We start from the raw sequence: 13,532 nt of genomic DNA, 5'->3' as shown, positions 1-13,532 counted from the left end.
CATCGGCTTTTCATCGCCCGTAGGCGCTCCAATCGTCACTTTTACAGTTGCTTTTTCCACCTAAGTGCCCTAGAATGATGATAGCGGGATTACGTCCTGAAGCAGCTTTTGTTTCTCCTCCCGCCTGTGAGGAAAAGAGAAAAGATGGCAAAGCGCCGTGGAAATCCGAACTGGGGCAAGCCGGAGCCGATCGGGCCCGTTGTTCCCACCGTCACTTCGTTTGAACAGGTAGTCAAAGAGTTCAAACTCACCCCCGACCAGTACATCCGGTCGACGCGTCTTCGTGAATGGGCCCGGAGAAACAAGAACTCCAAGTACATCCCCGAAGCGCTCCTCGAGGCATGGGGTTTCGAGATCGAGTCAACTTTGTAGTCTGCCATTCAGGTTTGATCGAGACGCCGCCCAGCAAGGGCGGCGTTTTTGCGTCCAGTAAACGCTCCTTCGAATCAAACCTCTGCCAAAGCATAAGATGGATGCGGGAGAGAGAATGTTCGCCACAGTCGAAGAAGCCGTAGCAGACATCCGAGCCGGTCGCATGGTCGTCGTCGTCGATGACGAAGACCGTGAAAACGAGGGCGACCTCACCATCGCCGCCGAGTTCTGCACCCCCGAAGCCGTCAACTTCATGGCCAAATTCGGCCGCGGCTTGATCTGCCTCACTCTGACCGAAGAGCGCGCGGACTACCTCCGCCTCGGCCCCATGACCAGCGAGAACACCTCCCGCTTCGGCACCGCCTTCACCGAGAGCATCGAAGCCCGCGAAGGCGTATCGACAGGAATTTCGGCTGCCGACCGGGCACATACGATCGCGGTGGCTATAAGCCCAAGCTCCACCGCTGCCGATCTAGCCCGCCCCGGCCACGTCTTCCCGCTCCGCGCCCGCAAGGGCGGCGTCCTCGTCCGCGCCGGCCAGACCGAGGCCTCCGTCGACCTCGCCCGCATGGCTGGCCTCGTCACCGCCGGCGTCATCTGCGAGATCATGAACGACGACGGCACCATGGCCCGCGTCCCCGACCTCATCAAGTTCTGCGAGCTCCACAACCTCAAGATGCTGACCGTAGCCGACCTCATCCGCTACCGGCTACAGCATGAACGCTACATCCACCGCGTCGCCGAAGGCGTCATGCCCACCGCCTACGGCGACTTCCGCATGATCGCCTACGAGAACGAAGTCGACGGCGGCGAGTCCCATATCGCCTTGGTCTACGGAGACGTAACCGGCGATGCAGCCAAAGACGCCTTCATTCCCGTCCGAGTCCACACCCACTGCCTCTCCGGCGACGTCTTCGGCGCCACCACCTGCGACTGCCGCTCGGTCATCGACGCCTCACTCCGCATGATCGTCGAAGCTGGCCGGGGCGCCCTCGTCTACCTGCACAACGGCACCAAGGGCTTCAGCATCGACCGCTCCACCGCCTCACCTCGCATTGCACTCCACCGCGACGCGCGTAACCGCGAACGCGGCGAAGATAAAAGCCATCGCACCCTGCGTCAGGTGGGCCTAGGTGGCCAGATCCTCTCTGATCTCGGCATCCACCGCATCCAACTCCTGACCAACACGCCGACTCATGTGCCCGCGCTCCAAGGCTTCGGCATTGAGATCGTCGAACAGATTCCTGTCCGCACCACCGCCGCAGTTACCGCCTAGTAAGAAAGGCCGTCGTCCTGAGCGAAGCGGCTCGCGCACTTTGCGAGCCGCGCAGCCGACGGGCCCCGCCGCTGCCTGCATTACCCACGCCGCTCGAAGCTTTCTGCCACCGCTTTGGCTGTCAACGCTTTGAGCGGTTGTATCGATCAAACGTCCAGCAAACTCCCCCACCCGCGCTCGCGCAACTCCCGCTCAAACACGGCATGATCGCCATAGACGATCCCCTGCAGCCCGGCAGCTTCCGCAGCCGCAATGTTCTCGGCCTTGTCATCCACGAAAAGCACGCGGTCAGCCGCCACGCCAAGCCCCTCCACCGCGTGCCGATAGATCTCCGCCTCCGGCTTGGCCAGCTTCAGCGTGTACGACCACACTCGATGGTCGAACTTAGCCAGCCACGGGTACTTCGCCGAAAGCCCCGCCTCCATCGCATCGCCCATATTCGATAGAACGCCGGTCTTCACGCCCGCCTCTTGCAGTCGCCAGATCCAATCCACCATCGGCTGGTTCAGATCACCCCACAGATCGACATCGGCAGCGAGTAACGCCGCCACCTGGCCCTCATCGACGCTCCCGCCAGCGTGCTCCGCTGCCAGCCGCCAGTACTCCTCGCCGGTATGCGTCCCGCGGTCATACGCATGGCGATAAGCCCAGTACCCGGCATGAAATGCTGCCTCATCCAGCCCCGAGATCGCCTTCAAACGCTCCCACGCCGCAGCCTGCGGAGGCGCAGAGATCACCATTCCATAGTCGAAAAGCACCGCTTCAATCTGTCCCATATTTGCTCCCGATTCTAACCGAGCACCATGAACCGTCTGCCGTATAGCATGAACAGGTGTCCGACCCTCACCAGAGATTCTCGCGCCGAACCGCCTGGGACCTGAGCCCCGGCGATCTTTCTCTTGCCGGTCTTGCAGCTAGAAAACAGGGCAGGGAACTTCTCGACCTCACGGTCTCAAACCCCACCGCTTGCGGCTTCGACTACGACGCTGAATCCCTCCTCGAACCCCTGGCCAACCCGCTCGCGCTCACCTACGACCCTGATCCCCGAGGTCTCCGCTCGGCCCGGGCGTCCGTCGCCGACTACTACGCCCGCCACAGCGCTCCCGTGGACCCGAACGCGATCCTGCTCACCACCAGCACCAGCGAGGCCTATTCGTTCCTCTTCCGCCTCCTCTGCGACCCCGGCGACGAAGTCCTTGTCGCCCAACCCAGCTATCCGCTCTTCGACTTCCTCGCCACCCTCGACGACATCAACCTACGGCCCTACCCGCTCTTCTACGACTTCGGGTGGTGGATCGACTTCGCCGAACTCGAACGCCGCATCACCCCGCGCATCCGCGCCATCCTCGTCGTCCATCCCAACAACCCCACCGGCCACTGGACGCACCAGCCTGAGCGCGAACGCCTTGAAGACCTCTGCGCTCGCCATAATCTCGCCCTCATCGTCGACGAAGTCTTCCTCGACTACCCGATAGCCCCAGCAGAACCAGCAAAGACCTTCGCGACCGGCCCTCATCCCGCACTGACCTTCGTCCTCAGCGGGATCAGCAAGATCGCCGCCCTCCCGCAGATGAAGGTCGCGTGGCTGGCCACCTTCGGCCCTGGTCCCGTCGTCTCCGAAGCGCTGGCTCGTCTGGAGGTCATCTCCGACACCTTCCTCTCGATGAACGCCCCGGCGCAGTTCTCCCTGCCCACCTGGCTTGCCAGCCGCCACCATCTCCAGAGCCAGATCCGCTCCCGCGTCGCCGCCAATCTCGCGACTCTGGCCGCCAGCCCGGTGGAACTCTTACATCTCGAAGCCGGTTGGGCCGCTGTACTCAAGCTCCGGGAGGCCGATCCCGCACTCCGTCTGCTCGAAGAGCACGGTGTCATCGTCCATCCCGGTTCTTTCTACGGCATGGTCGATCACCGACTGATCGTCGTGAGCCTGCTCACGACGGAACGCGACTTTTCCGAGGGGATCGGTCGTCTCAGCGAGTCCCTTGCACCATTCACGGTGCAGCGGAACCATGGCAGTAAACATTCGGGGAAATAGCTAAAGTTCTACTTGAGAAGCCGCTGGAAGCAACTCAAACTAAAGATGTTGCAGGAATGGATTCGAGTTTCTTTCGCGCCCGATCGTGGTCGACTCTCCATGCCCCGGAATTACCTTCGTTGCATCCGGCAGGGGCAGCAGACGGTCGCGAATCGAGTCCAACAGTCGCCGCGTGTTGCCGCCCGGAAGATCCGTCCGTCCCACGGAACCTGCAAACAAAGTGTCCCCAGCAATCAGGAGTTCTTCGTGAGGAAGGTATAGGCACAGACTGCCTTCGGTGTGTCCGGGAGTCAGGATCACCGTCCCCGCAAGACTTCCTGCAGCCACGACATCCCCGTCTTTCGGGCTGTCATCCGGTTCGGCAACCTGGGGTGTAGCGATTCCGAGCCAGCCAGCCTGGACGCTCATCATCGCGACCAGTGGCAGATCTAATTGGTTGTAGAGAATCGGAGCGCCGGTCAGCCGCTTCAGCTCCAGCGCCCCGGCGATGTGATCGATATGCGCATGCGTCACTACGATCCGCTTGACCGTCAGTTCATGCCGTTCGAGGACCTTCAGGATGCGTGGGATGTCTGAGCCGGGATCGACGACGATCGCCTCTTTCGACACCTCATCCCCAAGGATGGAGCAGTTGCACTGCAACGGGCCGACAGCAAGAATCTCGTGAATCATGACCCAATCTTAACCTGACCTGCAATCAAGCCCATTCGCAGCCGGAAGAAGTCTACTTCTTCGGAGCGCTCTGCGTCGTCGGCGTTCCAGAGAGAACGGAGTGATCGCCGCTGGCGCGCGAAAGCAGGATGGTCAGCGCGATCGAGAGCAGCATGAAGAGGATCGCCGCATAGGTCGTCAGCTTCGTCAGCAGGTTCGCCGCGCCGCGAGGCCCAAACGCCGTCTGCGAACCCTGCCCGCCAAACGCGCCGGCCAGGTCGGCGGACTTACCCTGCTGCAGCAGAACTACGCCAATCAGAAAGAGACAAACGACAATATGAATGAAAACGAGGAAGTAGACCATGGAATGAATCGTTACCTTTTCGACTTCTGAATCGAGCGCTGGTCAGGAACAGACCAGACACTACGCATACTTCTTAACTGTACCATCCAGTCCAGCGAACTCAGCTGAGGATCACAGCTCCATAGCAAACTGCTGGCTCAACGCCTCGTGCAGCGCCACCGGCTCCGTCGCCAGATCCAGCACCAGACGCTCCAGCACCAGCAGCTTGTTCGCCGGAGAGCTTCTCAATTCCAGGTCGGCCTTCGCCACCAGCCGAATCGCCCGCGTCAGCTCCCGCCGCGACTTGTACCGCCGCGCCTGCCGGATCAGATCCTCCGCCGCGAACGGGGGCATCCGGAAGCCCTGCCACAGCACCTGCCAGATCGCCCGCGAGTCGCGCACGTTTTTCTCCGAGATAATCAGCATCTGCCGAAACGTCCGCGCCAGCATGTACAGGTGCCCGATGGCCGCATCCTCGCCACCGTCGGAAGCGTTCAGCAGGCCATGCAGCAGCGCCAGAGCCCGCGTCCGGTCGCGCTGCGAGATCGCATCCGTTAGCTCATAGAGCGACCGCTGCTTCGCTGCCAGAACCATCGTCTCTACATCGCCCAGAGTCACATGGTTCCGCGCAATCCCATCTGCCTGCCCCATTGGGGCCGACACATAAAGCAGCAGCTTTTCGAACTCGCTTGCGATCAGCATCATGTCCGCGCCCAGCGCATCCACCAGTTGCCGCGCCGCGTCCGCATCGAACTTTACCCCGCGCGTTGCCGCCGACTCCGTTACCCAGCGGATCGCATCCGACTCCTCGACGCGGGCAAGTTCGACCATGCCGCACCAGTCGCCCAGCGTCTCGCGGATGCGCTCGAACCGGTCCTTGTCCTGCATGTCCATCTTGCGCAGGTCGGTCGGAATCCTCAGATGGTCCGCCACAAAGATGACCACAGCCTGCGGGTTCGGGCTGCGGAAGTACCCATCAATCGCCGCAAACTCTTCTTTTTTCGCCCCCCGCGTATATAGGTTCTTCAACCCGCGCACGAAGATCACCTGGAACGGGGCCATCAGCGATGGCGTCTGCGCCCTGTCGAGAATCTCGAAGATCGAAATCTCCGCCAGATCCAAATCATGCAGGCAGAAGTCCCGCATATCGCCCGGCACCAGCGCTTCCAGAACGCCTTTGCGGCAGCGGTCGTAGAGAAAGATTTCGTCACCCGCCAGCACATACCCGGGTCGCAGAGACGGCGTCGCAATCTCCCCGAGGAAGCGCTCGACCGACGCGAAGCTCTTCATCCCCGCCATCAGAAGCTCTCCAGCATGTTGCTCACAATCGTCCGCGCAAAGTCCTGAGAGAGCCGCCGAACCGCCGGCCCATCCTCCTGGATGAACCCGTTCAAATCCTGCGTCGACTGGTACTGTTCGCGGAAGGGAAGCGCGTCGTTCTGGTAAAGAATCCGCCCATCCCGAGCCGTCAAAACCACCTTTGCCGTAATTGTCACAAGGTAACTCGCCGTCTGCCCGCTCGACGAGTCATAGGTCAGCGGCGCAATCGACTGCGTCAGGATCGTCCCGCTCAGATGCGCGTCGGCATCGTCGTTCGCTCCGGTCAGTACCCTATACTTCGTCCGAGTATTCAGCTCCCGAATCACTGCCCTGGTGAACTCCACCTCAGTCGAATAGTTCTGCACTCGGGTCGTGAAGATCGGTACATCGATGGTCCGCGTCCCCGCCGGCAGATGCGTCGCCGACCCCGCCGTGTGATACCCGCACCCCGGAATCGCAAACGCGGAGACGAGCACCAGCCCTTGCGCGACAACGGACAAAGATTTGGCAAGAGATCGCTTCATGCGGGCCCCTTTATTGTCGCATCGGGCTATGCGGCGAAAAAGCGAAACCCCTCTGCATAAGCTGTGAGGAACCTGTGCCATCTACAACTCCTGCATCACCGCAGAGTCGGGTGCCCCATCCATGCGGGTTTACCGCATGGGTGGGACATTCGTGCGAAGCACGAACCCGCTTCTACGACGTCCCACTCAGCGCCAGCCCCATTGCCACCGAAGTGAACTCATTCCCCGTCCGCACCCGCTCCCGGCCGAACCGCCGATCGAAGATCTCGCGAACCGCCGGCACAAAGCTGGTTCCACCGGTCAAAAACACGCGATTCACCTTCTCCGGAGCGATCCCCGTATCCCGCAACAACCCATCCACAGTCGCCTCGATCGCCGCCAGGTCATCCCCGATCCAACCCTCAAAATCCGTTCGCGAAACCCGATCGACGATCTCCAGACTCCCATCGCGAAACCGAAACTCCGCCGTCTCCGCTGAGGATAAATCCACCTTCAACCGCTGCACCGCCTGGTGCAACTGATACCCCAGATCTTCATCGATCAACGTGATCAGTGCCGCCACCTTCTCCGGCTCCTGCGCCCGCGCCCGCGCTGCCTTCAGCATCTCGGTCACGTTCCGCGTCTTCAGGAACGAAAGATAGTGCCACCGCTCCAGGTTCGCGTAGATCCACGCCGGTACCGCCGGAATGATCGGTGCCGGCCGATCTGAAGCGTGGGCGAAGGTTTTCTCAAACGAGTCCGACCCCAGCGCCGGCGACACCAGCTTTCGCACAATCCGCGCGTCGAACGCATCGCCGGCCAGTCCAAGTCCGGCGTTCCCGAGAAGATCGTCCTTGCTCCGTCCCTTAGCCCGTACCCCCGGCCCCACATGCAGCAGAGAAAAATCGCTTGTGCCGCCGCCAAAGTCGCCAATCAGAATCAACTCATCGTCCGTCAGCGAAGACTCATACGCATAAGCCGCCGCCACCGGCTCATACTCAAACTTCACCGACTCGAACCCTGCCGCTTTGAACGCCGTCTCCAGCCGCGACGTCGCAAACGCATCATCCTCCGCCGTCTCCGCCGCTACGAATCGCACGGGCCGCCCCACCGTCGCACTCCGCACCGGCCCACCGATATGCCGCTCTGTAGCCAGCCGCAGGTCGGTCAGAATGCGGGCGATCAACTCTTCCAGCGTGTATCGCCGTCCAAAGACCTCGGTACCTGTGAGCGACTTACTCGGAAGATAAGACTTCAATGACTGAATCAAGCGCCCCGGCGACTCCGCCTGCAGATAGTGCTCGATCGCCTGCGGCCCAGTAAAGCTCTTCAACTGCGTCCGCCCCGCCGCCTTCATCTGCTCCAGGTAAAGCACCGACCGGTAGCTCTCCGTAAGCCCTTTCAGCGAAGGGAAGGAGACCAACTCCGTTCGGCCATCACCCGTATAGATTGCGACGGAGCTATTCGTCGTCCCAAAGTCGATCCCGATCTTCGCCCCGGCATAGGCCCCGCTTTGCTTGTGTTCTTCAGACATCAGTCGTATAGATTACAAGCCTTCACCCCATACGCCCAATACTTCGAAGGACGAAGCTTTCCGATTTACGGCCACAGCTCAAAACGGGTCACGCCACCAGCAAGTCATCGAACACGAAGTGCAGAAAGTCCTTCAGAGGAGCATCGCTCTTGTCCGCCTGAGAACGAAGCAAAGCGCCCTCCCAGCTATTGAGAATGAAACCTGCCAGGGATTCGACCTTTGTGGACTTCGGCAACTCGCCCCTCTCGACCGCTTCACGTAGGACCATCCCGACGCCAGCCTGCCATCCCGTGAAACTGTCGCTGAGATGCCGTTGAAGGAGCGGGCTCGCGTCGGCGACCTCAAGGCTCAGATCCCCGAGGAGACAGCCGGGCAGCGGCGCCGACTGGCCCGCCGTCTTGACCAACGCTTCAAAGTAGCGCCGGAGCCTTCCAAGCGGCGGATGATCCTTTTCTTCAAGAAGATGCTTTTGAGCAAACTCGCTAGCGCGCGTGAAGTAGCGTTCAATGACTGCTGCAGTGAACTCCTCCTTGCTCGCAAAGTGGTGATAGAAGGAGCCCTTCGGGACACCCGCAGCCTGCAGGATCTCCTGGAGTCCGGTGGCCCCGTACCCCTGCTTGCGCATGAGAGCGAGCCCTACATCAACGAGGTGATCGTGCGTCGATGTAGGGCTCGACTTCGCGTGCGACACGCCCTTTGTTTCAATATCGGTTTGGGACGGCATAGCGTCTCTCTTTCCGTGGAAGGACGTTGGCCCAGATAGGTCAACGTCCCTTATCGTATCGGTTGCGTTTACTTCTTTTCTCCAACGCCGTAACGCGGAGCAGGGTTCTTCTGTGAAAGGAAGGGCGCAAGGGCCAGCCGCGACTTCTCGTAGGTCTCAAAGAGGGACGCTTCAGGCAGAGCGGGAATCGTCGCAAACTCGCCCTGGTCCAGGCCGGCAAGCGACGCATCGACCATGTCTTCTGTGGTCATGACCCACTCGGCAGGAAGGTCGGTGTGCACGTTGACGCCAGCCTTGCCCCAAAGCGGAGTGGCGGTCGCGCCGGGCAGTACCACCTGGACCTTCACGCCTTTGTCCGCAAGCTCGTTCTTGAGCGAGATGCTGAAGTTCTGCACAAACGCTTTGCTGCCGCTGTAGACGCCGTTCAACAGCTCGGGCGCGAGCGCCACTACCGAACCGATGTTGATGATGAGGCCGCTCGACTTCTTCACGAAGCTTGACGCAGCCGCAATGGCAAGGCGGGTGAAAGCCGTGACGTTGATCTGAACAATCTGGTCGAGATAGTCCAGGTCCGAATCCAGCAGCTTGCTGGCCGAGGCGATGCCGGCGTTGTTCACAAACGCGGTGATGGAGTCGTCCGTGGCAAGACGCTCAGCGACTCGCTTCACGTCCGCTGGAACAGCGAGATCGGCCTGCAGTACCTCTGCCTTGCGGCCGGTGCTGGACTGGATCTGTTGTGCGACTTCGTCGAGCTTGTCTTTGCTGCGCGCGACAAGGATGAGGTCGTAACCACGCTTTGCGAGGCGATCGGCATAGACGGTGCCAATTCCCGTGGAAGCTCCGGTAATGAGGGCAGTACCTTTGTTAGACATCGTGATCTCCTTTGTGAAGTGGCTCCTTATGGCAGCCATGCTCATATGAGTAGACCGGTCGGTCTAAGGATTCAGCAAAGTTTCCAAAAAGATTCTTATGCCGGCTGTATGACACGGCTTGACGTTCCGCCCCTGATCAAGCACCCTTCTCCCATTCCTCGAATCCCGGAGAAGAACCGCCATGAGCGCAACCGCCGTTCCAGATATCTCCGCCCTCAAACGATCCATGCGCGCTACCTGGATGGCCGGTGACTTCGGTGTCGTCGCCAAGACCATCTCTGGCTCAGCCGATGATTTCATCGCACGGCTTGGCATCGCTCCCGGTGCCCGCGTTCTCGATATCGCCTGCGGCACCGGAAACTCCGCGATCCCGCTTGCTCGTTCCGGAGCCATCGTCACCGGCGTCGATATCGCTACCAACCTTCTCATCCAGGCCCGTGAACGCGCCGCCGCCGAGGGCCTCGCGATCACCTTCGACGAGGGAGACGCGGAAGCTCTCCCCTACGCCGACGCCTCCTTCGACGCTGTCACCACCATGTTCGGAGCCATGTTCGCCCCGCGCCCCGCACTTGTTGCTTCCGAGTGCGCCCGCGTCCTCAAACCAGGCGGCCTCCTCGCCATGGCCAATTGGAACCCCGCCAGCTTCTCCGGCAGAATGTTCAAGGTCGGCAGCATGCACGTCCCCTCGCCACCCGGCATCGCCCCGGCCTCGCTTTGGGGCGACGACGCCACCGTCCGCGAACGTCTCGCGCCCTTCTTCACCAACATCGAAACCCAACTCATCCCCATTGACTTCGACATGGCCGTCAGCCCCGCCGGTGCAGTCGACTTCTTTCGCAAATACTTCGGCCCGACCCAGATGGCCTTCGCTCGCCTCGATTCCACCGGCCAGGAAGCCCTCGCCGCCGATCTCACCGCCCTCTGGTCCAGCGCTAACGTATCCCCGAACCCCGAGTCCCACACCCTCGTAAGAAACGAGTACCTACAGATCACCGCCATCCGCAATTAGGCCTTATGTCCTGTCATCCTTCCTCCTAAACCTTGTCATCTTTTGCGCAGCGGAGGATCTGCTGTTCAACCAGGCCCCGAAGAACCTGCTGCTAGACCGGGCTTCGAAAAACTCACTGGAATACCCGGTTTTGCTTAAGGGCACGGCTTCAGTCGTGCCGTAACCGCTCTCCTCGCAATGCGGCTTTAGCCGCTGGGGTACGGCTTTCGTTCTATTCCAGAGTCTTCAGTAAGCTCCAAACTCCCCTGTTGAGAGGCATCCCATGCCCACGGCCCAATCCGTCCTCGACGACCTAAAATCCCTAGGCAGCGAAACCTACCGCAAGACTTACGCCCGCCACGGCATACCCCTCGAACGCACCTACGGTGTCAGCAACGCCGACCTCAAGACACTGGCCAAATCGATCAGCAAGCCACTGAAGAAGAACCCTGCCGAACTCCAGGCCCTGGCGCTCGACCTATACGACACCGGCAATATGGACGCCATGTACCTCGCAGGCATCCTCGCCGACGGTCGCCTCATGTCGCGCCGCGAGCTCCAGCGCTGGGCCGAAAACTCCCACGGCATGTCCATAATCGCCGAGCACACCGTCCCCTGGGTCGCCGTCGAAAGTCCGCACGCCCACCACATGGCCACCGAGTGGATCACCTCCAAGCGTGACTTCATCGCCTCCTCCGGTTGGCGTACCTGGGCCGGCATGCTCGTCGTCACGCCTGACGACGCCCTCGACCTCGCCGAGATAGAACGCCTCCTCGCCCTCGTCGAAAGGAAGATACTCACCGTCGAAGGACGCCACCGCTAAACCATGAACGGCTTCGTCATCTCTGTAGGCAGCTACGTCACGCCCCTGCTGCCACTCGCCAAAGCCACCGCCGCCCGCATCGGCCAGGTCTCGGTGGACATGGGCGACACCGCCTGCGAAGTCCCCCTGGCTACCGCGTACATCGCAAAAATGGAAGCCTTAGGCAAGCAAGGCCAAAAGCGCAAAACCATCCGCTGCTGAGTGCACCCATAGCCCTAAATACCGAAAAAAGAAAACGTCATTTCGACGAAGCCACAAATCCGGGTGCCCCATTCGTCGCAGCTTCACCGCTATGAGTGGAACATCGAGCGAAGCTCGACCGCTCCCGCCCATCTCACATGGCAAGATAAGAAGCTCGACAAATCTCCGCGAATGAAGGGGCCACCGATGACCAAATCCAACCTCTGCCTTCTCGCTTTCACACTGATCGCGTCCTTCGGTCTTCGCCCAGTCACCGCTCAGAAGCCCGCCTTCCAGAACCCCGTCTTCCAGAACCCCGTCCTCTACGAAGACCTCGCCGACCTCGACATCCTCCGCGTCGGAGACACCTTCTACTACTCCGCCTCCAACATGCAGTACTCCCCCGGAGCGCCCATCCTCAGCTCGAAAGACCTCGTCAACTGGAAGTACGTCGGCCACTCCATCCCGGTACTCGACTTCTCCCCCGCCTACGACCTCAACGGCGGCAACGCCTACGTCAAAGGCTCCTGGGCATCCTTCCTCGGCTACCGCAACAGCAACAAGACCTTCTACTGGGGCGGCTGCATTGAATTCAAGCAGACCTACATCTACACCGCCACCGCCGCCGAAGGCCCATGGAAGCGCCACGCCGTCCTTCCCCAGTGCTACTACGACGCCGGTCTACTCGTCGATGACGACGACACGATGTACGTCGCCTACGGAGCAAAGACCCTCCACGTCGCCCAGCTCTCGCCCGACGGAACCCGCGAGGTGAAATCGCAGGAGGTCTTCACCGCTCCCATCGGTGTCGACTACATCGAAGGCTCGCGCTTCTACAAGATCAACGGCAGCTATTACATCTTCACCACCCGTCCGCCCAATGACGAGTATGTCCTCAAATCCACCACCGGCCCCTTCGGCCCCTACACGATGCAGAAGCTCGTCATCAACGCGAAAGCCCCCATCCCATACGGAGGCGGCCCCCACCAGGGCGGCATCGTTGAAACTCAGAAGGGCGACTGGTACTACATGGCCTTCGTCGATGCCTACCCCAACGGCCGCATCCCCGTCCTCGCCCCCCTCACATGGGACGCCGACGGCTGGCCCTCCCTCAATCTCACCGACAACACCTGGCCCACAGCGCTGCCCTATCCACTGTCCCCGCAGGACAAGACCTCCCACACCGGCACCGACCACTTCCGCGGCACCACCCTCAGCCCGGAGTGGGAGTGGAACCACAACCCCGACAACGCAAAGTGGTCCCTCCACAACGGCCTCAAGCTCCAGACCGCAACCGTCACCAACGACATTTACGCTGCCCGCAACACCCTTACCCACCGCATCCTCGGCCCGGTCTCCAACGCTACCATCGAGCTCGATCTCTCCCACATGAAAGATGGCGATCGCGCCGGTCTCGCCCTCTTCCGCGACTCCACCGCCTGGATCGGCATCGTCCGCGACAACGGCTCCCTCCGCGTCGCCATGGAAGACAACCTCACCATGGACGAACATTGGAAGACGACCGCCACGGGAACCGAAGTCGCCAGCGCCCCCATAACTGCCCACAAGATCTGGCTCCGAGCCTCAGCCGACACGACATCGAACTTCCGATCTGGCCCGGACCGCACCGGAACCTTCGCCTATAGCCTTGACGGCAAGACCTTCACTCCACTCGGCAAGCCCTTCGCCTTCACCCGCGACTGGCACTACTTCATGGGCTACCGCTACGCCATCTTCAACTACGCCACCCAATCTCTAGACGGCGCGGTGAGGGTCTCGTCCTTCACCGTCGCCATACCTTAGCTGGTGACCGCTAGCTCTACTCGTGTGCGAGAACACGTCATCTCGACCGGAGCGTAGCGAAGTGGAGACCCCCGCATTTCTCCACCCTCACCCGAGCCTGATGCGTCT

General features: G+C 61.0%; 15 protein-coding genes. 7 read left to right on the top strand and 8 right to left on the bottom strand.

The genetic code is table 11. The annotated features are described in order from the left end of the window. Positions 1-144 precede the first annotated feature (144 nt). Together OHL18_RS14920 and ribB are read left to right on the top strand one after the other, a co-directional pair. Positions 145-372 (top strand): hypothetical protein, encoded by a 228-nt coding sequence (locus tag OHL18_RS14920; protein WP_020713518.1) that lies wholly within the window; start codon positions 145-147, stop codon positions 370-372. A gap of 115 nt (positions 373-487) precedes the next feature. Beyond that, positions 488-1,648, top strand: coding sequence for a 3,4-dihydroxy-2-butanone-4-phosphate synthase (gene ribB, locus OHL18_RS14915; protein WP_263375639.1), 1,161 nt, complete (start codon positions 488-490; stop codon positions 1,646-1,648). Positions 1,649-1,794: 146 nt separating this feature from the next. Here ribB and OHL18_RS14910 read toward each other — a convergent pair whose 3' ends face one another. Beyond that, a complete protein-coding gene (locus OHL18_RS14910; RefSeq protein ID WP_263375638.1) occupies positions 1,795-2,424 on the bottom strand; it encodes an HAD family hydrolase in 630 nt (209 codons plus the stop codon). A 56-nt stretch (positions 2,425-2,480) separates the two neighbouring features. On the opposite strand from OHL18_RS14910, the gene OHL18_RS14905 reads away from it, so the two are divergent. Continuing rightward, on the top strand, positions 2,481-3,683 hold the full coding sequence (locus OHL18_RS14905) for a pyridoxal phosphate-dependent aminotransferase (protein WP_263375637.1): 1,203 nt from the start codon (positions 2,481-2,483) through the stop codon (positions 3,681-3,683). Between the two features lie 39 nt (positions 3,684-3,722). On the opposite strand, the gene OHL18_RS14900 is transcribed toward OHL18_RS14905, so the two are convergent. From OHL18_RS14900 to OHL18_RS14870, 7 genes are all read right to left on the bottom strand, one after another. Then, positions 3,723-4,355, bottom strand: a complete 633-nt coding sequence (locus tag OHL18_RS14900) for an MBL fold metallo-hydrolase (RefSeq protein WP_263375636.1) — start codon at positions 4,353-4,355, stop codon at positions 3,723-3,725. 52 nt (positions 4,356-4,407) lie between these two features. Further along, positions 4,408-4,698, bottom strand: a complete 291-nt coding sequence (gene secG / locus OHL18_RS14895) for a preprotein translocase subunit SecG (protein WP_263375635.1) — start codon at positions 4,696-4,698, stop codon at positions 4,408-4,410. Positions 4,699-4,809: 111 nt separating this feature from the next. Continuing rightward, positions 4,810-5,976 carry a DNA polymerase III subunit delta gene (gene holA, locus OHL18_RS14890; protein ID WP_263375634.1) on the bottom strand — a complete coding sequence of 389 codons (1,167 nt, stop codon included), beginning with the start codon at positions 5,974-5,976 and terminating at the stop codon, positions 4,810-4,812. Then, positions 5,976-6,521 (bottom strand): LPS assembly lipoprotein LptE, encoded by a 546-nt coding sequence (lptE, locus tag OHL18_RS14885; protein WP_263375633.1) that lies wholly within the window; start codon positions 6,519-6,521, stop codon positions 5,976-5,978. Before lptE ends, holA begins: the two co-directional genes overlap by 1 nt. A gap of 172 nt (positions 6,522-6,693) precedes the next feature. Beyond that, positions 6,694-8,034 carry an Hsp70 family protein gene (locus tag OHL18_RS14880; protein ID WP_263375632.1) on the bottom strand — a complete coding sequence of 447 codons (1,341 nt, stop codon included), beginning with the start codon at positions 8,032-8,034 and terminating at the stop codon, positions 6,694-6,696. Positions 8,035-8,122: 88 nt separating this feature from the next. Then, positions 8,123-8,758: a TetR/AcrR family transcriptional regulator gene (locus OHL18_RS14875; RefSeq protein ID WP_263375631.1), complete on the bottom strand. Its 636-nt coding sequence runs from the start codon at positions 8,756-8,758 to the stop codon at positions 8,123-8,125. 68 nt (positions 8,759-8,826) lie between these two features. Then, positions 8,827-9,630: an SDR family NAD(P)-dependent oxidoreductase gene (locus OHL18_RS14870; protein WP_263375630.1), complete on the bottom strand. Its 804-nt coding sequence runs from the start codon at positions 9,628-9,630 to the stop codon at positions 8,827-8,829. 181 nt (positions 9,631-9,811) lie between these two features. Here OHL18_RS14870 and OHL18_RS14865 point away from each other — a divergent pair, with 181 nt between their 5' ends. The 4 genes from OHL18_RS14865 to OHL18_RS14850 all read left to right on the top strand — a co-directional run bounded on the left by OHL18_RS14865 (position 9,812) and on the right by OHL18_RS14850 (position 13,424). Beyond that, the gene (locus OHL18_RS14865; RefSeq protein ID WP_263375629.1) at positions 9,812-10,639 is read left to right on the top strand and encodes a class I SAM-dependent methyltransferase; all 828 of its coding nucleotides are present in this window, start codon (positions 9,812-9,814) and stop codon (positions 10,637-10,639) included. 262 nt (positions 10,640-10,901) lie between these two features. After that, positions 10,902-11,441, top strand: a complete 540-nt coding sequence (locus OHL18_RS14860) for a DNA alkylation repair protein (RefSeq protein ID WP_263375628.1) — start codon at positions 10,902-10,904, stop codon at positions 11,439-11,441. A 3-nt stretch (positions 11,442-11,444) separates the two neighbouring features. Then, complete coding sequence (locus OHL18_RS14855) at positions 11,445-11,642, top strand: hypothetical protein (protein WP_263375627.1); 198 nt, start codon at positions 11,445-11,447, stop codon at positions 11,640-11,642. Positions 11,643-11,828: 186 nt separating this feature from the next. After that, positions 11,829-13,424, top strand: a complete 1,596-nt coding sequence (locus tag OHL18_RS14850) for a glycoside hydrolase family 43 protein (protein ID WP_263375626.1) — start codon at positions 11,829-11,831, stop codon at positions 13,422-13,424. The last annotated feature ends 108 nt before the right edge of the window (positions 13,425-13,532 follow it).

The organism is Granulicella aggregans, assembly GCF_025685565.1.
Lineage (GTDB): Bacteria > Acidobacteriota > Terriglobia > Terriglobales > Acidobacteriaceae > Edaphobacter > Edaphobacter aggregans_B.
Note: the sequence above shows the minus strand (reverse complement) of the source record. Positions and strands in the feature narration are given on the sequence as shown.